18 protein-coding genes and 2 pseudogenes are annotated in these 21779 nt (G+C 61.7%); 5 read left to right on the top strand and 15 right to left on the bottom strand.

Translation table 11 applies throughout. The features are described 5' to 3' along the window. Window positions 1–38 precede the first annotated feature (38 nt). Both K288_RS0120120 and K288_RS52520 read right to left on the bottom strand, forming a co-directional pair. Window positions 39–656, bottom strand: coding sequence for an isochorismatase family protein (locus tag K288_RS0120120; protein WP_027581178.1), 618 nt, complete (start codon window positions 654–656; stop codon window positions 39–41). A gap of 106 nt (window positions 657–762) precedes the next feature. Further along, a complete protein-coding gene (locus K288_RS52520) occupies window positions 763–996 on the bottom strand; it encodes a hypothetical protein (RefSeq protein ID WP_152535600.1) in 234 nt (77 codons plus the stop codon). 261 nt (window positions 997–1257) lie between these two features. Between K288_RS52520 and K288_RS46025 the strand changes: the two genes are divergently transcribed. The 4 genes from K288_RS46025 to K288_RS0120095 all read left to right on the top strand — a co-directional run bounded on the left by K288_RS46025 (window position 1258) and on the right by K288_RS0120095 (window position 6067). Beyond that, entirely contained in the window at window positions 1258–2316 is a 1059-nt protein-coding gene (locus tag K288_RS46025) for an AraC family transcriptional regulator (RefSeq protein WP_064737337.1), read from the top strand. A gap of 104 nt (window positions 2317–2420) precedes the next feature. Next, window positions 2421–3341, top strand: a complete 921-nt coding sequence (locus K288_RS0120105) for a LysR substrate-binding domain-containing protein (RefSeq protein WP_027581177.1) — start codon at window positions 2421–2423, stop codon at window positions 3339–3341. A 223-nt stretch (window positions 3342–3564) separates the two neighbouring features. Beyond that, the gene (locus K288_RS0120100; RefSeq protein WP_051334630.1) at window positions 3565–4512 is read left to right on the top strand and encodes an alpha/beta hydrolase; all 948 of its coding nucleotides are present in this window, start codon (window positions 3565–3567) and stop codon (window positions 4510–4512) included. Between the two features lie 43 nt (window positions 4513–4555). Next, window positions 4556–6067 (top strand): GMC family oxidoreductase N-terminal domain-containing protein, encoded by a 1512-nt coding sequence (locus K288_RS0120095; RefSeq protein ID WP_027581175.1) that lies wholly within the window; start codon window positions 4556–4558, stop codon window positions 6065–6067. Window position 6068: 1 nt separating this feature from the next. Here K288_RS0120095 and K288_RS46020 read toward each other — a convergent pair whose 3' ends face one another. From K288_RS46020 to K288_RS55635, 3 genes are all read right to left on the bottom strand, one after another. After that, window positions 6069–7430, bottom strand: coding sequence for an HlyD family type I secretion periplasmic adaptor subunit (locus tag K288_RS46020; protein ID WP_051334629.1), 1362 nt, complete (start codon window positions 7428–7430; stop codon window positions 6069–6071). Window positions 7431–7462: 32 nt separating this feature from the next. Further along, window positions 7463–9256, bottom strand: coding sequence for a type I secretion system permease/ATPase (locus tag K288_RS46015; RefSeq protein WP_201449701.1), 1794 nt, complete (start codon window positions 9254–9256; stop codon window positions 7463–7465). 191 nt (window positions 9257–9447) lie between these two features. Beyond that, window positions 9448–10008, bottom strand: coding sequence for a hypothetical protein (locus K288_RS55635; protein ID WP_275451078.1), 561 nt, complete (start codon window positions 10006–10008; stop codon window positions 9448–9450). On the opposite strand from K288_RS55635, the gene K288_RS54805 reads away from it, so the two are divergent. Next, entirely contained in the window at window positions 9985–11406 is a 1422-nt protein-coding gene (locus K288_RS54805) for a hypothetical protein (RefSeq protein WP_244443186.1), read from the top strand. The genes K288_RS55635 and K288_RS54805 overlap by 24 nt on opposite strands. A 1520-nt stretch (window positions 11407–12926) precedes the next feature. Here the strand turns inward: K288_RS54805 and K288_RS0120075 are convergent. From K288_RS0120075 to K288_RS0120030, 10 genes and pseudogenes are all read right to left on the bottom strand, one after another. After that, window positions 12927–13298 (bottom strand): hypothetical protein, encoded by a 372-nt coding sequence (locus tag K288_RS0120075; RefSeq protein WP_027581174.1) that lies wholly within the window; start codon window positions 13296–13298, stop codon window positions 12927–12929. 3 nt (window positions 13299–13301) lie between these two features. Further along, entirely contained in the window at window positions 13302–13553 is a 252-nt protein-coding gene (locus K288_RS0120070; RefSeq protein ID WP_027581173.1) for a hypothetical protein, read from the bottom strand. Between the two features lie 382 nt (window positions 13554–13935). Continuing rightward, window positions 13936–14576 (bottom strand): annotated as a pseudogene (locus K288_RS46005) (LOG family protein); the annotation flags it as partial. Further along, window positions 14533–15867 (bottom strand): recombinase family protein, encoded by a 1335-nt coding sequence (locus tag K288_RS50720; protein ID WP_256378843.1) that lies wholly within the window; start codon window positions 15865–15867, stop codon window positions 14533–14535. The pseudogene K288_RS46005 and the gene K288_RS50720, both read right to left, overlap by 44 nt. Before the next feature lie 69 nt (window positions 15868–15936). Further along, window positions 15937–17144, bottom strand: a pseudogene (locus K288_RS54800) (hypothetical protein); the annotation flags it as partial. Then, entirely contained in the window at window positions 17144–17986 is an 843-nt protein-coding gene (locus tag K288_RS45990; protein WP_244443185.1) for an ABC transporter ATP-binding protein, read from the bottom strand. The gene K288_RS45990 and the pseudogene K288_RS54800, both read right to left, overlap by 1 nt. Window positions 17987–18076: 90 nt before the next feature. Further along, window positions 18077–19177 carry a dimethylsulfone monooxygenase SfnG gene (gene sfnG / locus K288_RS0120045; protein ID WP_027581172.1) on the bottom strand — a complete coding sequence of 367 codons (1101 nt, stop codon included), beginning with the start codon at window positions 19175–19177 and terminating at the stop codon, window positions 18077–18079. Between the two features lie 981 nt (window positions 19178–20158). After that, a complete protein-coding gene (locus K288_RS0120040) occupies window positions 20159–20503 on the bottom strand; it encodes an SPASM domain-containing protein (protein ID WP_256378842.1) in 345 nt (114 codons plus the stop codon). A gap of 85 nt (window positions 20504–20588) precedes the next feature. Next, a complete protein-coding gene (locus tag K288_RS0120035; protein WP_152535599.1) occupies window positions 20589–20783 on the bottom strand; it encodes a hypothetical protein in 195 nt (64 codons plus the stop codon). A 163-nt stretch (window positions 20784–20946) separates the two neighbouring features. Next, window positions 20947–21309 (bottom strand): hypothetical protein, encoded by a 363-nt coding sequence (locus tag K288_RS0120030; RefSeq protein WP_027581169.1) that lies wholly within the window; start codon window positions 21307–21309, stop codon window positions 20947–20949. Window positions 21310–21779 lie beyond the last annotated feature (470 nt).

The following is a 21779-nucleotide window of genomic DNA, read 5'->3' as shown; positions in this document are numbered from 1 at the left end:
AAGCTTCCCTCAAGCGATCGAAGCCGCCTCGGATTGGCTCACTTGCCCATGGCGCTTGCGATCTGGCTGACGAGCGTGGCCCAGGGCATGTCGAGCGCGCCGTACACGGCGCCAGCTTCCGGCCGTCTGTTGTCCTTGAGGATCTCGACCATGAGCGTCGCATAGTCGGACACGATGACGCCCGCCTGCATCATGCGCAGCAATCCGGCCTCGCGCTTGGTCTCGCTGAACGTTCCGGACGCGTCCACGGCCACATAGGCGTCCAGTCCACGCGCCACGGCGGTCATCGCCGGGAAGGCCGCGCACACTTCGAGAGAGATGCCCGCGAAGATCAGCTTCTTCCGGCCGGTGGCCTCGATAGCTTTGACGACGAGCGGGCAGTCATAGGCGTTCACCCAGGGGCGATCGATGATCTCGACGCCGGGCAACGCTTCAACGAGTTCGGGAAAGGTCGGTCCCCACATGCTGTCCCGCGCGGTCGTCGTGACGAAGATCGGCAGCTTCAACGCCTTGGCGGCCCTGGCGAGAGCCACCACGTTGTGCTTGAGCTCTCCGGCCGAGATGTCCCGGACGCCGGTCATCAGGCCGACCTGATGGTCAACCAGAACGAGGGCGGCATTCTCAGTCGTCAACGGTTCGTAGGCGCGATTGGTCATTGCGTTCTCCTGGTGTTTGTCCAATCCGGTTTCCGGAGCGGGCGAAGCCCGCTATTCGGTCGTGTCGAGCGGGGAGCTACGCACTGGACGATCGGCTCAAAAGTCATCAAAATCCGAACCCAGCGTCCCAATGGTTGGACGACGACGGTGACGTGCGCTGGATTTGAATGATTTCTTTCTGTTCGTGCAGGTGATCGACCGGAGCGGCTTCACGGTCGTGAACCTGCATTGGATGCGCCATCATCGAGCGATCAAATAGCGGCAAACCCCGCTGCTCTATATCCGCGGAAAATGTCGCCGCTCGCGCTAATGACGCATGCAAAGCGCTTTTCGAATTCACTCATGAGGCTCTCCTGGTCCGGGCGTCGCCTTCTTTGAACGACAGTCGCACCGGATATAGCTGCAGCGTTTTGGCAGCGAATGGCCTTGCGGCTCAATCACATGGCTGCGCTGCTCAATATTTGAGCTTTCTGCCTTGATTTTGTCTCGCGCCGCCTCACTTTGCTCTAGCGGCTTCCATCCGAAATACCACGACTTGTCACGCCGCTATGTGTTGCTTCGCCTTCAGGAGCCGTGGCCGAATGACGAGTAGTGCAAAGAAATGACGGACTCGAAATGCTCTCCCAACGAGACCCCGCATGATGCGCTCAGCAGCCTCGCGCATTTGTTGCGCGTCCGCCCGGAGTTTCAGGATATCTGCCGTTTCGGCGGCGACTGGGAGTCGCGGCACGATGCTGCGCAACCGGGCTGGGCCTATTTTCACATTGTCGTCCGTGGCCAATGCCTGATCGACCGTCCTGGCCACGCTGTGATGCGCCTGGAGGCCGGCGACATATTACTGCTGCCCCACGGCAGTGCACACGTCACGCGAGGGAGCATCGGAGTCGGCCACGCCAGCCCGCCAATCGCTACCGAGTATCATAACGGCATTTGCATAAAAACCAGCATCGGGGTTGAGGTCACCACAGAACTGATCTGCGGCCGACTGCACTTCGAGCAGGCATCTGAGCCCCTTCTGATCGCGGCACTGCCTGACGTGGTGGTTGTCAGCACAGAGAACCGGCTAGTGATGGATCGATTTTGCACACTTGTGCAGTGGATTCGTGAAGAGCTAGACGGCGCAAGTCCGGGCGCGCTGGCCATCGCCACAGACCTGGCAAACGCGATATTCATGCTGATGCTTCGGCAGTATCTGGCGAGCGACCCGCCGGTCGCCGGCCTACTCGCCCTGCTGGGCAAACGCGCCACGGCGCAGGCAGTGGTCGCAATGCTGCGCGATCCATCCCACGAATGGACGCTCGACGAACTCGCCGCTCTGGCAGCTACGTCGCGAGCCACTCTCGTCCGGTCATTTTGCCGAATAGCACGGGTTCCTCCGCTCACTTTCCTGACCGAGCTCAGGCTCGCTTTCGCCCGGCGGCGGCTCGCAACTACGGGAGACCCGATTGCGGAGATCGCCGCTAGCGTCGGCTATCAGTGCGAAGCAGCGCTAAGTCGCGCATTCCATCGGCGTTTCGGAGTCAGGCCCGGCAAGTTCCGGATCGACGCAATGTCCTCCCGCGCGCCGACCCAAGCTGCACTCGACCGATCCGCTCGCGCGCGTCAACGGCGAGGTCGCCTCCCAAATGAGGACGCCATCGCCCCCGATGGCTTGCGGTAACGAATTTACTCTCAGCGAAGGTTTGACACGCATTCGGATGGTCGGCCCAAAAGTCGTCAAAATCCGAACCCAGCGTCCCAATGATTGGACGATGGTGGTTTAATATGCTGGATTTGAACGATTTCTTTCTGTTCGTGCAGGTGGTCGACCGGGGCGGCTTCACGGCCGCGAGTCGAACTCTGCGGACCCCAAAATCGACGCTCAGTCACCGCATCCAGCAGCTCGAGGGCAGTCTCGGCGTACGACTGCTCAATCGGACGTCGCGCACGTTCGGGATGACCGATGCAGGCGAGGATTTCTACCGGCACGCGGTCGCGATGCTGCGGGAGGCGGAACTGGCCGAGAATGCCGTCCGGCATCGGCTGAGCGAGCCGAGCGGCACGATACGGTGCACCGGAGGCGTGGCGACCATGCAGTTCGCCATGACCGACATTATCAGCGACTTCCTGATCCGATATCCGAAGGTGAACATCGTCGTGCATGCCATCGATCGGCCAGTCGATATTGTCGGAGAGAACTTCGACATCGCGATCAGGGCTCATTCCGGCCCGCTGCCCGATTCCAACCTTGTCCAGCGGACGCTCGCACCCGCCCCATGGTTCTTGTTCGCGGGATCCGATTATCTTGCCGCGCACGGAGAACCGCAGAAGCCCCACGACCTCCGAGATCATCCCTCGCTCTTCATGATGAGAGCCGGCGTCGATCCGGTCTGGCGATTGCGCCCAGCCCGCCAGGCGAAGCCGGCGAAGAATGAAGTCGTCATGCCACTGACTCCGAGGCTGTTGAGCGACGACGAGATCGGGCTGCAGGAAGCGGCGATCAAAGGTCTGGGGATCGTGGCGTTGCCCGGTTACATCTGCCGCGCTGCCATCGAATCCGGAGCGCTGCGACGAGTGCTGCCGAATTGGATCGCCGGCGACTCCACGATCACCGCGCTCATTCCGTACAGGCAGGGACTGCTACCGTCGGTTCGTGCCTTCCTCGATCATCTGGCGACGGAGTTTCCGAAAGCCGTAGTGGTGTAGGTTGTCCAACACATTGTACGCAAGGTTCTAAATTGGACACCTGTTGGGCCGGCGGGCCTCGCTCCTACATTCTCTGGCGAAAACGAAATCCGCCTCGAACATGAGCGATCCTGCCTAGCGTCTTCCCGAAGCCCCCCTCGCCACCATCGGGAGCCGGACTGCAGTCCGTGCCGTCAGGTCGATCGCGGCGCGTGATCGAAAGCGGCAGCAAGAGAGATCGATAATGTCCGAAGAGGAACCACATGATCATCAGCGGATCAGAATGGAGTTCGTGCGGATTTCAGCGGACGAGCGCAAGCGTGAGTGCGTTCTACGCCAGCGGTTCGCCAACTTCTGGGGGACGGCGAGCGGGGAGCCGAGGGCAATCTACGACACTTTCATTTCCGCCAGCCCACTGACCCACGATGTCGTCCTCTGGGCGATCCACGAACGCAACGTGCGGGGCTGGTGGGTTCGTCCGCAGCACGCCGAGCCCGGCCGAGCGATCCTTTTCCTGCATGGCGGCGGCTACGTACAGGGCTCTGCGAGGGCATATCGGGGATTCGTCAGCCAGATCGTCAGCCGCGCGCGGATTCCGGCGGTCGTCATCGACTACCCACTGGCTCCGGAAGCCACAGTGCCCGCGGCTCCGGAAGCGGCCATGGCGGCCTGGCAGTGGCTGGTCGCTCAAGGCTTCGACCGACTGGCTGTTGTCGGCGACTCGGCGGGCGGCGGTCTGACGCTGGTGACGCTGGCGGAGCTGATCAAGAAGCCCCATGGCGCAGCGCCGATCGCAGGCGTGGTGTTCTCGCCGTGGACGGATCTGGCTTTCACGGGCGCGTCGATGAAGGATCCAGCCGACGCCGATCCGTTGATCGGCTACGATTACTTGCAGGACTGTGCGCGCAAGTATCTCGGGGCCGCAGATTCCCACGATCCCCTCGCCTCGCCCCTGTTCGGCGATCTGCGGGGCCTGCCGCCGCTCCTCATTCAGGTGGGTACCGACGAGCGCCTGCTCGATGATGCCAAGCAATACGCCGATCGCGCGAGGCAGGCCGGTGTTTCGGTCGATCTCGAGATCTTTGAAGGGATGCATCACGTCTTCCAGCTCGACGTCGCACACCTCGAAAGCAGCCGGGTCGCGCTCGACCGCGCCGCCCGATTTCTTCGCAACGTTTTCGACGGACGGTGACGCGATTTTCGCGCAGATCACCCATCAGGAAAAGGAAGGTAGCATGGCCAACGGCGCCAAATCGTTCGACATCGTCGTCGTAGGCGGCGGATCCGCAGGCGCCGTGCTCGCGAATCGCCTGAGCGAGGATCGCGCGAGGCGGGTTCTCCTGCTGGAGGCGGGTAAAGCCTACGCGCCCGCGGACTATCCGGACGTGATCGCGAACGCGAACCGTGTCGGGGGCGATCGGACCCACGACTGGGGTTACCACACCCAGGATCACCTCGGACTCGGTCACGATGTAACCGCGCTTCGCGGCAAGGTGCTCGGGGGCAGTTCGGGCATCAATGCCGCGGTCGCGATGCGCGCCAGACCGTCCGACTTCGCGCGCTGGAGTGCGCACGGGATCGAAGGCTGGTCCTTCGCGGACGTTCTGCCGATCTACAAGGCGATGGAGAACACGCCGACAGGCGATGATGCCTGGCACGGCCGCTCCGGCCCGTTTCCGATCCGCCAGCGGACGATGGAGGAGAATACCCCGTCGATGCGAGCCTTCGTGCTCGCCGCCGAAGCGAGCGGCCTGGCGCGTGTCAGCGACTTCAACGGAGCGGAGCAGCACGGCGTCTCGCCCTATCCGCTGAACGTGGTCGATGGAACGCGCATCAACACCGGCATGGCCTATCTCACGGACGACGTGCGCCACCGCCCGAACCTGACGATCATGGGAGGCCTCGAGGTCGACAGCCTCGTTTTCCACGGCCGTCGCGCGACCGGCGTTCGTCTCGCGAACGGAGAAACGATAGCCGCCGGACGGGTGATCCTGTCGGCCGGTGCTTACGGCAGCCCGGCGATCCTCATGCGCTCGGGGATCGGTCCGTCCTCGCATCTGCAAGAACTCGGAATTCCGGTCATCGTGAATGCTCCGGTCGGCGAGCGGCTGAAGGAGCATCCATTCTACTACAACATCTACGCGCTGAAGCCGGAAGCCAAGTCGATGGCGCCGGCCGCGGGCGCCATCATCTGGACCAGGTCCAGCGAGGCCGGGCCCCACGAACTTGATCTGCACATTTCCGGCACGCACATCTACGATCCCGCGCAGAGCCCGACGGGAGGCGCGATCGTCCTTGCCTGCTCGGTCACGCTTCCCAAATCGAGCGGATCAATTCGCCTGGCGAGCCGCGACCCGCGCACGATGCCGCTCATCCGCTTCAACTTCTTCCAGACTCGAAGCGACCTGCGCCGGATGATGGAAGCCGTGCGCCTCTCGCGCAAAATCGGAAGGACGGCGCCGTTCAGCGACGCGGTCGAACTCGAGATGACGCCAGGCAAGGACGTGCAGGACGACGCCGCGCTGGAGGCGGCCGTGATCGCGTCTGTCGACGGATATTCTCACCCGACCTCGTCGGTTCCGATGGGCGGCGCAGACGACCCTCGCGCCGTCGTCGATGCGACGGGTGCGGTACGCGGAGCGGACGGCCTGCACGTCATCGACGCTTCGATCATGCCCGACACCATCTCGGCTCCGACGAACTTAACGACGATCATGATGGCGGAAGCCTTGAGCCGAAAGCTCTGACTCATTGCTCGTGAAAGGCACGGTGAAAGCTGTCCCGAACCGGCTGCGTGATGTAGCGGAAGAAACTTCGCTCCCCAAGCTGCACCATCGCCTCCACCGGCATCCCTGGCGTGAGGTGGACATTGGGAAGCTGAGCGAGCTGGTCGCGATCGATCAGGATCTGCACTTTATAGTAGTTGCTCTTTGTCTGCTCATCGGAGGTGATGTCGGAGGCGACGAAGGTGACGCGGCCCGGGACGAACGGCACGAGGCGCTGCTTGAACGCGGGGAGACGAACCTGTGCTTCAAGGCCGGGATACACCACGTCGATATCGTTGGGCGAAAGTTTCACATTCGCCACCAGCCGGTCGCGCGATGGCAGTAGTTCCATGATAGTATCGCCGGGCTTGACGACAGCGCCGATGTTGAACACCTTCATGCCAAGGACGGTGCCATCCTCAGGCGCCACCACGTCGCGACGCACGGCGACATCCTGCGCGGCGCGCAATTTGTCCTCCATCTCGTTCAGCTTGATACGGGCCTCCCGTATGTCGTTCGAGACATCTTGTAGCCGCTGATCTTGAATCTGCTTCATGGATGAACGAGATTCCGCGATCGAGGCCCGCGCGCGCTGGATTTGTCCGCTCAGGTCACCCAGCGTCCCTTCCAATCCGGCTTGGGTGCGCTGCAAGGCCAGCACCGTGGACAGCGTCGCCAAGCCCTTTGTCAACAAACCCTGCTTGATCTCGGCCTCGTGCCGTATCAATTCGAGCTGTTGCCGGGTGGCCCGCTGCTGCTGTTCTGCCGATTCAATCACGCCAAGCTGCTGATCGATCCGGTCTCGCAGCACGGCGACCTGGCTCTTCAAGCTGACTGTGCGCGCCTCGAACAGCGCGCGCTGCCCGCTGACCACATCAGCGGCGCGCAGGGCGTCGAAGCCTTGCCCGCTTGCCGCCGCCAGCAGATCGTCGGGAAAGCTTATATCGCTTCTTCCGGCTGTCTCCGCATCCAGTCGGGCCAATTTTGCAAGCGTTGCCCAGCGCTCGGCTCGCGCCGTCTCGGCCGTCGCGCTCGCCTGCACGTCATTCAGCCGCATCAACACCTGACCGGCAAGCACATGATCGCCGTCGCGCGCGAGCAGTTCCTGAACCGATCCCCCCTCCTGGTTGGCAATGACGCGACGCTGCCCCTCGACCTCGATCAAACCACTCGCGATCGCCGCTTCCGCCAGCGGAGCGGAGACGGACCAGACGCTGAAGCCGCCGATGAAGACTGTCATGGCCATCAATCCGAGCACGATCACGCCGCGTGTTGACGGATGAGGCGCTTCCATCAATGGCGGCGCGGGCGACGCAATCGTTCCGTCGCAGCTGTCGGCGATCACGGCTCGTTGCGATGGAGAGGTGAGAGCGCGGGTCATGATGCAACACGGTTCTGTTCGCGTCGGGCAGGCACGGCGGCTCTGGCGATGCGGGGTTCAGTGATTGGTGGGCGGTTGTCGGGCGCCGGGGCGACGACGCGGTTCAGGATATCGGCCCGCGGTCCAAACATTTCGACCGCGCCATCCCTCATCAGCAAGACCAGATCGACATGCTGCACCAAGCGCGGACGGTGCGAGACCAGGACCACTGTGGTGCCGCGCGCCTTGAGCTTCCCTAACGTGTCGGCCAGATTGGCCTCGGAATCGCCGTCGAGATTGCTGTTGGGTTCGTCCAGCACCACGAATTTCGGATTGCGGAACAGTGCACGCGCCAGGCCGATCAGCTGCCGCTGCCCGCCGGACAAATACTGGCCGTTCTCGCCGATCTCGGTGTCGTAGCCGCACGGCAGCCGCAAGATCATGTCGTGGCAGCCTGCAAGCTGTGCGGCCTGGTAGACCTGCTCGGGCGAGGCGTCTCCCATCCGTGCGATGTTGCGGAATACCGAACCCTCGAACAGTTCGACGGATTGCGGCAGGTAGCCGACGTAGCGGCCGAAATCCTCACGCATCCAGCGATGGACGTCGGCGCCATCGAGGCGCACGGTGCCGACGCTTCGCGCAAGCGTGCCGATCAGCATCTTGATCAGCGTGGTCTTGCCGGCGGCCGAGGGGCCGATGACGGCAAGACTGTCACCCGGAGACAGCACGAACTGCACGCCCTTGACGATCGGGGACGTCGAACCCGGCAAGCCGTACGTGACCCGCTCCACCGACAGGCGGCCGACCGGAGCCGGCAATGGCCGTCCGGGCGGGCGAAGACGAGGCCGGCGAAGGAAATGCTGCAAGCGAAAGAAAGCCTGCCGGGCCTGGACAAGCTGCTTCCAGCCGCCGATCAGCATTTCCACCGGCGCAAGCGCCCGGCCCATGATGATCGAGCCGGCAACGGCTACGCCCGATGTCAGCTCATGCTGCAGCACCAGATAGCCGCCCGCGCCCAGTACGGCGATCTGCACTCCCAGGCGCGCGAACTTTGCCATCGCCAGCAGAACGGAGGCTCGCTGCGCCGCGCGCCGCTGCGGCGGCAGCATTTCGGCCACCGCTTCCTGCCAGCGGCGCATCACTGCCGGCAACATGCCCATGCTGTCGATCACCTCCGCATTGCGCGCGATGCTGTCGGCGCGGCGTTGCGAATTGGCCGCCGCAACATTTGCCGCCTTGATCAGGCGCGAGGTGGTCAGCTCGTTCAGCAAGGTGAGAATGAAAAGGACGATCGCTCCCGCCGTTGCGATGCAACCCAGCACCGGATGCAGGGCGAAGATCACGGCGAGAAAAATCAGCACCCAGGGAAGATCGTAGAGGGCGAGCAGCGCAGGCGAGCCGAGGTAGCCGCGGCAAATGGCGAGATCGCGCAGCGCCTCCATACGATAGGAATGACCGGAGAGCACGCTCTCCATCGCTCTCGCAAAGCCCTCCGGCGCGGCTTTCTGCTCGACCCAGCTCGCAACGCGCTGCAGGGTCTGATTGCGCGAGATTTCCAGAATGGCCAGCAACAGGATAGAGACCGCCGCGATCAGCGACAGATAGAGAAGCGTATCGACGTTGTGCGTCGTCAGTACGCGGTCGAAAATCTGCATCATATAGATCGGGATGGTGAGCTGCAGCAGATTGACCACGCCGCTGAACACGCCCACCACCAGGAACTGGATCTTGCAACAGTCGATGGCGCGGCTGAGGATAGTCTTGGCTTTCTCATGCGGATCGACCACCGCAAGCTTCGACATCGGATTCATATGTGACGCCCCGCAATTTTCCAATTCTGATGTCTTCGTCGCGACATTCGTCCCGGTGGTCTTGCCGCACCTGACGGGCATCGCGCGACTTCAAAATCCGTCCCGTACGGTCGTCCACCCCAAAGGGGAGGACGACCGTATCTTGCGGAAGCGCTGTCATGTCGCTCCGAGGACGGCGATCCTGAGCGGACTTAGCTCAGGACGAAGTCGTGGTGAGAGAGGTCCGCGGCATGGACGCCCTGGAGCGTCACGTCCCCAGCGGCGCCGAGGTCCAGCACGGCGCCGTTGGCGGTGTCATGCACGTGCGCAAGCGCATCAAAATTGGAGCCGAAGCCCGACAAGTTGATCACGTCGTTGTTCACGTCGAAGTCCGTGATAACGTCGTGTCCGCCTTGCGACATATTGAAGGTGAAGGTATCCGCACCGCCATTGCCGGTCAGGGTGTCGTTGCCCACACCGCCATCGATGCGGTCCGCGCCGCTGCCACCGATGATGGTGTCGTTGCCTTCGTCGCCGAACAGCTTGTCGGACACCGAACCGCTACCCGAAGCCTGGATGAAGTCGTTGCCGGCATCGCCGTGGATCACGGAAGCAGCCTGCCCGCTGACCGGCGGATTGAAGGCGAGGTCACCGGTGATCCTGTCGTTACCGGCTCCCCCATGAACCGTGCCACCGAACGTCTCAGTCCAGTTTACGATATCGTCGCCCTCGCCTGCATCGACGAAGGCGTGCTCACCCAGGTTGTCGATCACGTCGTTGCCAAGGCCGCCGTGGATCTGATCGTGGCTGCCACCGCCGTGGATGTGATCGTCGCCGTCACCGCCGTCAAGAAAGTCGGTGCCGCCATTTCCAGTGATGGTGTCATCTCCGGTGCCACCTTCGATATGGTCGTTGGCGTCGCCGCCGGTCAGGGTATCGTCGCCGGCGTCACCGAAGATCTTGTCGCCCGCCGTGGCGTGCGCTGCATCCGTCGTAAACGCGGAGATGATGTCGTTGCCGTCGCCGCCATGGCTTTCGTCGGACGCGGTATCGGAACCGGTGATCCGGTCATCGCCTCCGTCGCCGAAGACGGTGTCTCCGGTCGCATCATTCCAGGAGACGACATCATCGCCGGCACCGGCATGGACGACATCATGTCCCATCATCTGGTCGATGGTGTCGTTGCCGTCGCCGCCCAACACCAGGTCGTTGCCGGCGCCGGTGCTGATGTGGTCATTTCCCGCCCCGCCATCGAGGTAGTCGTTGCCGCCTCCGCCGTTGATGGTATCGTTTCCGGTGCCGCCTTCGATGTGATCTGCGGCATCGCCGCCGATCAGAGTGTCATCGCCGCCATCGCCGAAGATCTTGTCGCCCGCCGTGGCGTGCGCGGCATCGGTCGTGAAGGCCTGGATGAAGTCATCACCATCGCCGCCATGACTTTCATCGGACGCCGTGTCGGAGCCGACAATCCTGTCGTTGCCTCCGTCGCCGAAGACGGTGTCTCCGATCGCATCATTCCAGGAGATCGTATCATTCCCGTCGCCGCCGTGAACGACATCATGGCCCGCCATCTGGTCGATGGTGTCGTTGCCATCGCCACCAAGCACCACATCATTGCCGGCACCAGTGCTGATATGATCATCACCATCGCCGCCATCGAGGTAGTCGTTGCCGCCTCCACCGTTGATGGTATCGTTCCCGGTGCCACCCTCGATGTGGTCGTTGGCGTCGCCACCGATCAGCGTGTCGTTGCCCGCATCACCGAAGATCTTGTCGCCCGCCGTGGCGTGCGCGGCGTCCGTCGTGAAGGCCTGGATGAAGTCGTTGCCGTCACCGCCGTGACTTTCATCGGACGCCGTATCGGAACCGATGATCCGGTCGTTGCCCTCGTCGCCGAAGACGGTGTCGCCGATCTTGTCGTTCCACGAGATCAGATCGTCGCCCGCACCTCCGTGGACGACGTCATGACCGGCCATCTGGTCGATCGTATCGGCGCCGTCGCCGGCGAGCACGACATCATTGCCCGCGCCGGTGCTGATGTGGTCGTTTCCCGTTCCACCTTCGAGAAGATCGTTGCCGTTGCCGCCATTGATGACGTCGTTGCCCGCGCCGCCGAGGACATGATCGTCACCATCACCGCCGTCGAGCGTGTCATCACCGTCATCGCCTGACAACGTATCGTTGCCGCCGAGGCCGTTAATCGTATCGTTCCCGGCAAGGCCGAAGATCTGATCCGGCTGATCGGTGCCGGTCAGGATATCATCGCCGTTGGTTCCCGTAATATTAGACATGAGGCATTCTCCCTTTCAGATGTGGGCCTCAGCTTCGCGTGCGGGGCCTCGACGGGCTGCAGGCTGACGAAAATACTGCGGTGCCCTGAACCGACGCCCTCACGCATTCGTATGCTTTCTTTTCGGAGAGTTCAGGGCGACATGGCTGCAGCTGTAATGCGACGAGCGGATCGCTGTAACCAAACTGTAACGTCGTCTTTGCGCGAGCCGAGAGGCTCATCGATCAGGATCAGGATGCAAACCACTCAATCCAGAAGACTCTTCCGAAATCCGCGAAGCATCGATGAAGAGCTGCAGCAACGGTCCGCCAAAGGACGCCGTAAGATTTGTACATCCGTTGTACCGATCCGCTCCGACGTTGGAGCGCGCGAAGTAATCGACGCGCGTGTGCAGTTGGGCAACGACTGCTTCGCGGAGGAGCGCCTCTTGCCGAAGTTATTCGTCACAGTCTCGATTGGACTCGACAACATGCTGTTGCCGATGTTCACGCCAAGGACTCGCATCCAAAATGCGCTGCGTGTATTTTTGCGCTCGCGGCCATGCCTGGAGCGAGACCCTCCCGAACGCGGGAGGCCTTCAGTCAAGGATTCGCGAAAAAGAGATCGATCAAGGACCGGCGCGACAGTTCAACTCACCATCATACGATGCCGACTTGGCTGACATTCCCGACAGCGGCATGACGCAGTAGGCGTACTCAAGAAGTGGCAGGCGCCGTGCCGACGGCGCCCTGTCCGCATGTCGTTTGATGGAAACACAGCGCTGGAGATTGCGCAGCGCCCACGGACAAAGAGTAGAGCTCGCCGTTTTTACGCTGGGCTACGCCGCTGCGCTCTCGTGAGCAGATCGAGGTTTCCCTTCGCGGGGCATTGATTCAAAAGAACGCGCCAGATCAACCGGGGAAGATTCGCCTTGGCGCAATAACGTGGAAGCCAGATCACGAAAACATTTTTCGTGTCAACGACTTACACCTTTGGTGCGCTCGGAGGGCGGTCGCATTTGCTGCAATTTCAATGGGTTGCCGAGGTCTTTCGAGGCACAAGGTGCATTTCCACCCCGAAAGTGCCTTTCGAGCACAGGGCGCAGTGGGGGCCTCTCGTCTGCCTGGGGGAGCCCTGACCTCAGAAAAGGTCATACATTCGAGTCGTATCGGGCGTACCAGTTCTGCATTTCCATTGCGCCGACAACGAAATTTGCCGCCGACAGCCGCCGTAGCGGTTATTTTCCGATTTTTGCTAGCGTGGTCGCGGCAGCTATCGGCGATATAAAAATTCGAATCACTTCGGGTAGAATGGCGGATTTCTGACCCGCTGAGAGCGGAGTTCCAAGCCGTCATCGGCGACGGTGCCGACTACGATCTAACGGAGGCCTCGCCGGCCGGTGCGAGCATTTCTCGCGTCAGATCATGGATGGAGGTCAGCAGGCGCGTGCCGTATTGCGTGTCGAGTTTGGCCTGCCGGGCTGAGGTTCACGAACTGCTTTTCGGCCACGATAACGTCAACCAGTGGCAGCGCCGTGATGAAGGCGGCCATGTCGCGCAGGTCGTTCTCGGTCGTCGCGCGGGATTGGTCCTCCAGACGCACCGTCAGCTGCCGTTCGACATTCATGATCGGAACCTCGATCACCAAGCTGTTTCCCAGCTTGACCCCAATGTCTCTGGTGTCCCTCCACGGTAAGCCGTGCCGTCGCCCGAGCGCCAGAATATAGTCGATCTCGTCGAGCATCAGATGAGCGCTATAGGCGCGCAGCCGCAGAGCGAAGCTCTCGCCCGCCACCTGCTAGCGACGCGCCGCTATGCGGGCGAGCAAGGCCTGCGACTCGGCCGAATACCGACGCACGGCTTCCTTGCGCACCAACGCGTTCTCCCTGGCGAGATAGTCGAACAGGGTGTCCTGGGGATGTTGCCGTATATGGTCGAGCACGGCCGGGGACATCACGTCGTCGAAGGCGCCGGAGGCGTGCTCGGCGACCGTCTCGAACCAGAGGCCGGACAAGAACCAGTCGCCGGACAGGCGTCGGTGTCGGGACATTGGTCGCCTCGGCGATGCGGCGTAGCAGCATCACCTCCAGAATTCTGCGTCGTCCGCGCAGCACCATGCCGCCGCTGATGGTCACCTGGACATGCGCCAGATGCGCTCGGCGCACTGGAATGTCGACCTTCATGGTCTCGTATTGGTTGGTGAAGCTTAGCGGCGCAACGATGTGGCCGGCCTTCAGCGCTTCGACCACGACGCTCAGGGCGTCGTGCTCGCGGGGATGCTCAGTCCCGTCCCAGACCCCACGGGCCAAGGCGATCCAGGCGTTCTGGTCGAGATAGAGGATTTTCGGTCGGAGACTCATGGTTCCCCTCCAAGTGAAATCTCATCCTGCAGTCGAGGATATTGCTCTGTCGCCGCGCTTACTGGTCACGGATCAGCTGGCCGAGCTCACACCGTGGGCTCGCAAGCCGCGGCGCTTCAAGGAAGCCCACCCGTCCTCCGCGGTTTCCACGAATTCGAAGAGGCTGAGATCAGACACCGCAATCACCCCCTCCTCCACAAGAGCCTCGAAATTGATGATCCTGCGCCAGTAGCTCTCTCCGAACAGCACGATTGGCGCCGGCGGTGCCTCCTGGGTCTGCTGCAATGTCAGTAGCTCGAACATCTCGTCCAGGGTCCCGAATCCGCCGGGGAAAATGGCCAGAGCGTTCGCGCGCATAGCCAGATGCATCTTGCGCATTGCGAAGTAGTGAAAGCGGAAGCTGAGTTCTGGTGTAATATAGGGGTTGGGCATCTGTTCGTGCGGCAGCCGATCGTTGGTGCACCGACATCCGAGGCGCCCCGGTTGGCCGCTTCCATGATCCCGGGACCGCCGCCGGTAGCGATGACATTGTCGCGCCATCTATTCTTTGGGTCGAAGGCGCCGCCGCGTTCAGAAGCGATACGACCAAATTCCCGGGCAATCCGGTAAAATTCCGATTGCTGCTGCAGCTTCTCCGCCCTCGCCTTTTCGGCGTCGGTGCGCGCCGCTTCACGTGCCGCCGCAGCCTTCTCCGGTGAGGTCGGCTTTCGCGCAGCGATCCACCTGTGCATACCAGCGCAGGCGCCCCAATCGCTCGCGGGTGGCTCGGGCTACGCAGACGGAAAGGAGAAACTCATCCTGAATCCTAATAAGCTGGCTGCCCTCCTCAAAGCGCGCTTTGCCGCCGAGCGATTTGATCTTCGCTCCGATTTCGATCGCGGCTCTCTTGGCGATCGAACGGCGTTTAGCAGCGACGTTGGTACGCGTGACAAGCCGCGAAGGCTGATAGTCGATCAGCTTATACGCGTCCATCAGCGAACCGTAATGGCGGCGCAACGTCTCGGTCGACGGCAGATCCTGATCGGCCTCGATCATGGCCGCCGTCAGATATCCCTTTTCCGATCGTAGGGTGGCCATGCGCGCGAGCATCTCGATTTCCGATCGCCCCTGCCGTCGCCGAACGATGATCTCTTGCGCTCCTTTGAACAGCTCCGGCTCAATGAGCGCCGGGAAGGCATTATCTCGACGGATCCACATGTCTGGAGGATTGAGCCGGTGTTTCCCCCTCAGTTTCGCGGACGTCCTGTTAAAGATGATGTGACCGAGGTATTTCTCGTTGGTGAGAAGCTTGGTGATATTTTCTGGCTCCCAACGATTTCCCAGCATCGTGGGGATTTGGTCTGCGTTCAGCTCTGCGGCGATCTGATTTTCGCTCCTACGCTCGGTGACAAACGATCTGAAGATGCGCTTGATGGTATCGACCTCGATCGCCGGACCGTGGACCAGGACAACGCGATCGGTTTGCAAGCTCTTGCGTTGCCCGAGTTCAAGTTGTCCCTTGATCGCCCCGCTCTCGTCAACCAGCTGGCGCCTGAGGCCATAACCTGGAAAGCCGCCTCGCCAGAACCCCATCTTAGCAATGCGGAATTGGCCAATGAATACCTTGGTCGAGAGTTCGCGGACGAACTCGCCCGCCATCGCCCGTTTGAACGCCTTGAGAAGCGTCGAGGGGAGACTTCCATCATTCTCGAAAAGCTCCGCGCAATACAGGACCCGGATACCCGCTTCCTTGCACACGAACTCGTAATAAGCGCTCTCATCTGCATCCTGAAAGCGGCCCCAAGGGCTCACATCATAGACAAGGATGAACTCGAAATCCGCCCTCCCCGATTTCACATCATTGATCAGTCGTTGCAGGGCCTCGCGCCTATCAATATTGAGGCCGCTACGTCCTTCGTCGGAATAAGTGCGTGCGATTGTCAGACCACGACGCGCGGCATAGGCCGCAATGGCGTCTTTCTGGTTCTCGGTCGAATATTTCTGCTTGTCGGTGGACATGCGCACATACTGCGCGGCGCGCAACACGACGATGAACGCGGCGCCGACAAACGCGCCGCGCAACAAGGCAAGGCCGCCGATGATGATGATGATGAACAGGATCTGGAATGAGCGATCGAGATTGAAGCCCGCCGGTTCGACCGTGCGCAGATAGGCAAACGCCCAGAGCACGCCGGCCACCCCGATCCGGAACGAGGACAGGCCGAAGGCAAGCAGCTTGGTGCGGAGCACCGGCACGCCGATCACCTTGGCCGCGATCTCGTGGTCGCGCACTGCAACAAAATTGCGCCCGCTCTGCGAGCGGATCAGGCGCAGCGTCAACAGCGTCAGGACGACGACCACCGTCAGCGTGAACACATAGCGTTCCGCCGCACTGGTGAAGGCGATGCCGCCGATGCGGATCACCGGCGCATCGATCACGCCGGACGGATTGTCATTGGAGAACCAGCCGAACTTGGTCAGCGCCCATTGCACGAAGAATTGCGCCGCCAACGTCGACACCGCCAGATAGAAGCCGCGCAGCCGCAGGCTCGGCAGCCCGAACAGAATGCCGAAGGCCGCCGCAGTGATCCCGGCCAGCAGGAGATCGAGCAGCAGCGGCAGGCCCGGCAGGCGCAGATGCAGATGCAGATTGTAGGCAGCATAGGCGCCGACCGCCAGGAACGCGGCCGACCCCAGCGACACCTGGCCGGCGTAGCCGGTCACCGTCCAGGCCGAGGCCCAGACCCGTGGCAGCCGCAGACCGACCGCGAGCGCGGCAAAGGGATCGTCGGCGACGGCACGGAACGAGAGCCCGTGCGGGTGTAACGAAAGAACAGCGCGAAAACGGCGACCAGGCCGCCTGCCACCGCGGCGGCGAACAGGTCGAACTGGCTGATCAGCACGCCGCCGACCTCGAACGGCAGGTCGCTGACGCCGATATCGAGGCCATGCACCTGCGTGCCCCACAGAAGCTGCGCCGCGCCCTCGATGATGTAGGACAAGCCCAGCGTCGCCATGAACAGGGTGATCGGCGCCTGGTTGACCAGCGGGCGCAGCACGGTCCGCTCGATCGCGATCCCGAGTGCGACCATGACGGCCAGCGTCGCCAGCGGAAACGAGACGCCGCGCTCGACCAGGCTGACGAAGGTCAGCGCCGCGAACAGCAGCATCGCGCCTTGCGCAAAGTTGAGCACGCCCGAGGTCTTGTAGATCAGCACGAAGCCGATCGCGACCAGCGAGTACATCACCCCGGAGGGCAAGCCACCGATCATTACTTCGATCAGGAACTGAACATCGAACATCAGACCGCGAGCTCCGTCTCGTCCTCGTGGGCAACGCCGAGATAGGCATCAACCACCGCCGGATCGGCCCGCACCTGGTCCGGCGTGCCGTCCGCGATCTTGCGCCCGTAGTCGAGCACAGCGATACGGTCCGATATCCCCATCACGATGCCGACGTCATGCTCAATCAGTACGATGGAGGTGCCATAGCTGTAGCGCGCGTTGCGCACATGCTGCGACAGTTCCTGTTTTTCGGTCAGCGTCACGCCGGCAAAGGGCTCGTCGAGCAGCAGGAGCTTTGGTCGCGCCACCAGCGCCCGCGCCAGCTCGACGCGCTTCTGCACGCCATAGGGCAATGTCGCGGCGATGCGCTCACGAACGCGGTCGAGTGCAGGAAGCGAAGCACGTCTTCGGCGGCGACGCGGTTCTCCGCCTCGAGCCGACGCGCCAGCGGCGAGCTGGCGCAGGAAGCCGGCGCGCACGCGATGCGCAAGGCCCGTCAGCACGTTGTCGAACACCGACAGCCCCTTGAACAGCGCCAGATTCTGGAACGTCCGCGCTACACCGAAGGCGGCCAGCCGCGCCGTCGGCACCGCGCGGAAGGCATAATCGCCGAGACACACTTCGCCTCGGTCGGGCCGATAGAGCCCGCTGACGACGTTAAGCAGCGAGCTCTTGCCGGCGCCGTTTGGCCCGATCACGGCGCGGATCTCACCCGGCGCGACCTCAAGTTCGACGTCGCGCAACGCCGCCACACCGCCGAACGACAGCGACACATCGGCGAGCCGCAGAACCGGCTGCCCGGTCCGCGCAGGAGCCTCGGACTCGCAGCGATTGGCCGCCGCCAAATGCCGATCACGCACGAGGTAATGCCCCCGCTTCCGGAGGGAGGCTCTCCAGCGCCAAGGTCCTTGCCTCGGTCATGCCGCGCGCCACCTTTACGCCCTCCCCACCTACTCGGCAGCCTGGACCCGCACCGCGCGCTTCGCCTCGAGCTCGCGCACCAGCGGGATCACATGCTTGCCGAAATATTCGACCTCTTCCTGGAAATGCAGGAAGCCGAGCAGCACCAAGTCGACGCCGACATCCTTCAGCGCTATGATGCGCTCGGCGATCTGCTGCGGCGTGCCGATCAGGTTGGTCTTGAAGCCGTCATTGTACTGGACCAGATCCTCGAAGCTGGATTTGGCCCAATTGCCCTCGCCTTCGGGCGAGGCTTTGCCGGCGTTCTTCACCTCGTGACCGAAGGCATTGACCGCTTCCGGATCGGCCTTGGCGATAATCTCGTCGATGACGCTGCGCGCCTCCGCCTCGCTGTTGCGCGCAATCGCAAAGGCGTTGACGCCGATCTTGACGGAGTGATTGTTCGCCCGCGCCTTGGTACGGATGTCGTCGACCTGCGCCTTGATACCTTCGACCGAATTTCCGTTGGTGAAGTACCAGTCGGACACTCGCGCGGCCATGTCGCGCGCCGCACGCGACGACCCGCCCTGAAAGATTTCCGGCAGCGGTTCGGCCGGCTTCGGCTTCAGCGAATAGTCTGTGAAGCGGTAGAAATCGCCGCGGAAAGTGAAACTGTCCTGCGTCCAGATCCCACGCAGCGCGCGGACGAATTCCTCCGAGCGGCGATAGCGTTTGTCATGATCGAGCCAGGGCTCGCCGATCGCGGCGAATTCGCCGCGGAACCAGCCGCTGACGATATTGACGGCAACGCGGCCCTCGGTGAGTTGGCTGATGGTGGCGATCTGCTTTGCTGCAACCGCAGGATTCCACGGCCCTGGAAGCAGCGCTGCGATGACTTTCAGCTTTTTCGTTGCCGCAAGCAACGCATGACTGAATGCGACCGGCTCGTGCTGGAATTCGGCACCGTATCCTGCCGTGAAACGGATCTGGCTTAACGCATAGTCAAAACCGCTGTCCTCAGCGATCTGTGCGAGGCGCCGGTTATAATCGATGTCCCAGCTCGTCCTTTGTGGGATTTTGCTGATAACTAGGCCGCCGGACACATTCGGCACCCAATAAGCGAACTTGAGCACTCCATTGTTCGTCGTCATGTCGTTCCACCTCTTTGGGTTCAAAGCAGCACAATTCGTTCACCGCTCGCAGTGAGCGGTGTGTGCCCGGCTTTTCGAGCTTCCATCAGCCTATGACGCGTGAATTCTCAGGCGATCCCGTGCTATCGCACAGCATCCCATTATCGGGAGCATCTGTATAACGCGTATCGCATTGAGCGGCGATTTCTCTCAGCGGCAGGGTTTCTAGCCTCATCGACGAGGTGATTGCACATGTCTCACGCTCCTCCATCCGACAGGTCATGGTCTCAGAGAAATCGAAGTGGAGCGAGTCCAAGGCCAACTCTTTTTCATCGCGCGCGGGAAAGCGCCTTTCTTAGTTGAAGGGCAAACGGATTTTTTGTTCCTGCGCGAGTTGCTAAACAGCAAGCAGCATCTGCGCGATCGCCGCAACAACAGGCCCTATTCTCATAAGGAAATTCTTCTCAGATAAGGAGTGCAGCACCGGAGGATATCCGCCAATAAATCCTAATATTCTGGATCGATGAAGCCGCTCATAACGGTCTGGTTGCGGGTTCGAGTCCTGCCGGGCCCACCAGGGATTACAGACGACGACGACGCTTACGACCTACCTGCCCCTCAGGATGCGGGACCGCCGCAGTTACCGCCACAGAAATGATTGCCGTTTCGTTCGCGGAATGGTCTCACGACAGCCAGGCTGATCCAGGCCAGAGCCGGCTTCGCTGGCACGACGTACGCCAGACGCGCGTCTCGGTCTTGCTAACAGCCCCCGGCAAATCGGGTGACGGAACCGAACGCTCGGTCCCTCACAAAGACAGACAGCGCGCTATCCAGACGGCCCGGCACCCGGGCTCGCGCATCGCTGGAGTAGTCCCCCGAATAGACAGCCCTTGCCCACGCCGCTTGGAACGCGCGACCTTGAGCACTGGCTTTCCCAGGCACAACAGCGGCGTGATTTCCCCGCCCATGCACCTCACGCGACCCTTGGTAGCTTCCTCGCAATCACATCATCATTTCCCGCCATCGAACAACTGCTTGAAAACGACATTGGCAGCCGGACGCTTGACCACCTCCGATAAATTTTAGTGTCTCGAGGATACCCGTGGCGTTGAATGAATCGACAAAGCAGGACGTTCGACAGTGATGCAATTTGCTGCAGCGTACGCAGTCCGGATCAATGACCTTCGGGTCGATGATCCGTGCGCGCAGGGCCGCAAAAGAATCACCATTCCAGATTGCCTTAAGTCCCGCGTCAAAGACGTTGCCGTAGGTAAAGTCCTTCACCCCGTGCATCTTGTCGCAAACCGCGACGTCGCCGCTCGGGAAGATCGACATCCCCATGTTGATGCCACCGCAGGGTTACCATTCGTCGTCTTTCCACTTTTTGCTGCCGTCTTTTGGCAAATGCACGGCACACACTCGCGCATACTGATCACCCTTCCGCCGCACACGGTCTCTTATTGCGGGCCAATTCCTCTGGTGTGACCTTGCGAGCGCTATTGGCCTCAGATTTGATTGCGCCTCCCTCCATATAGGAGATACCAATTTCGCTGACGCCGAGATCGACGAGGAAGTCAATCAGTTCCTCGATCGCCTCGACGCCGTTTCGCCGCAGCTCCATGACCAAGTTGATACCCGCGGGGACATGCCAATCGCCATTTTATAAGCTTCCTTTTCATTCTCACGCCCAGAAAAGCTCGATGATGCCGCTGTGTGCAAAGCGGCATCAGGATCCCCTGGTTGGCCGGTCTCGAAAAGCCGTCCGGCCCCCATCGTCCGTGCTAAGCGCCTTACCGAGATATGCCATCTAGCGATAGCGTCTTCCAAAATTGATATCCGCCCAGCACGATCAGGAGGATGGGCATGAGCGGCAGAGGCAGAGCGAGCAGATCCCAAATGCCGGTCGCAAGGATGATGAAACCAACAACAATGTCAAACGTCTCGATCTTGACGCTCTGCTGCCGCCGTATGAGTTGCACGCTGAGCATGAGGACGCCGAGGCCAACTAGGAACCAAGCCAAAGGCAACCCGCCGACCATGACGCCGCTAAGCAAAATCAAGAACACAGCCCAGGCCCCGGAATCAATTTGCCGGGACCGGTGCTGCTGTGCGGACAAATCCCGGGGGGCGAGAGATGATTGCGTGTCGGCCATGATCTGCCTCCGACTATTTAACACAGAGATTCGGCGGCTCGGCCCGGGCCTCTCCTTGACGTCAAAGGTTGAACAATTCAACGGCGAGCACTGAGGCCGTATGTTCGGCCAGCAAAGCTCATGGCCTGAGGTCCCGTCGCACCTGCCCCAAACATGCCCCCTTGTATCTGCACGGGCACGATTTGTGCGATGGAAGCGACTTAGCGCCTTGGCCGGTGGCCACCGGCCAAGGCGCGTGGCGAAGTCGCCCGTTACCCCTCCGGCCACAACCGTGGATGAGCTCTGGGATCTTTGCCATGTCACGTACGACCGAACAGTCGCTTGAGTTCCAATCGCATGGACAAGGCAGGTTACCGTGAAGAAGACGATTTGTGGAGTGGACGTTTCGAAAGCCCGGCTCGATGTCTGCATCGAACCCGGGCATCGGTTTGCGAGCTTCAATAACGATACGGCAGGCTTTGCAGAACTGG

This window comes from Bradyrhizobium sp. Ai1a-2 (assembly GCF_000426245.1).
Taxonomy (GTDB): domain Bacteria; phylum Pseudomonadota; class Alphaproteobacteria; order Rhizobiales; family Xanthobacteraceae; genus Bradyrhizobium.
Note: the sequence above shows the minus strand (reverse complement) of the source record. Positions and strands in the feature narration are given on the sequence as shown.

Excerpts from the sequence above, each read along its gene's own strand:
- K288_RS0120120 (WP_027581178.1), bottom strand. The coding sequence starts at position 656 with ATGACCAATCGCGCCTACGAACCGTTGACGACTGAGAATGCCGCCCTC.
- K288_RS46025 (WP_064737337.1), top strand. The coding sequence starts at position 1,258 with ATGACGGACTCGAAATGCTCTCCCAACGAGACCCCGCATGATGCGCTC.
- K288_RS0120105 (WP_027581177.1), top strand. The coding sequence starts at position 2,421 with ATGCTGGATTTGAACGATTTCTTTCTGTTCGTGCAGGTGGTCGACCGG.
- K288_RS0120100 (WP_051334630.1), top strand. The coding sequence starts at position 3,565 with ATGTCCGAAGAGGAACCACATGATCATCAGCGGATCAGAATGGAGTTC.
- K288_RS0120095 (WP_027581175.1), top strand. The coding sequence starts at position 4,556 with ATGGCCAACGGCGCCAAATCGTTCGACATCGTCGTCGTAGGCGGCGGA.
- K288_RS46015 (WP_201449701.1), bottom strand. The coding sequence starts at position 9,256 with ATGAATCCGATGTCGAAGCTTGCGGTGGTCGATCCGCATGAGAAAGCC.
- K288_RS0120070 (WP_027581173.1), bottom strand. The coding sequence starts at position 13,553 with ATGTCCCGACACCGACGCCTGTCCGGCGACTGGTTCTTGTCCGGCCTC.
- sfnG (WP_027581172.1), bottom strand. The coding sequence starts at position 19,177 with ATGACGACGAACAATGGAGTGCTCAAGTTCGCTTATTGGGTGCCGAAT.
- K288_RS0120030 (WP_027581169.1), bottom strand. The coding sequence starts at position 21,309 with ATGGCCGACACGCAATCATCTCTCGCCCCCCGGGATTTGTCCGCACAG.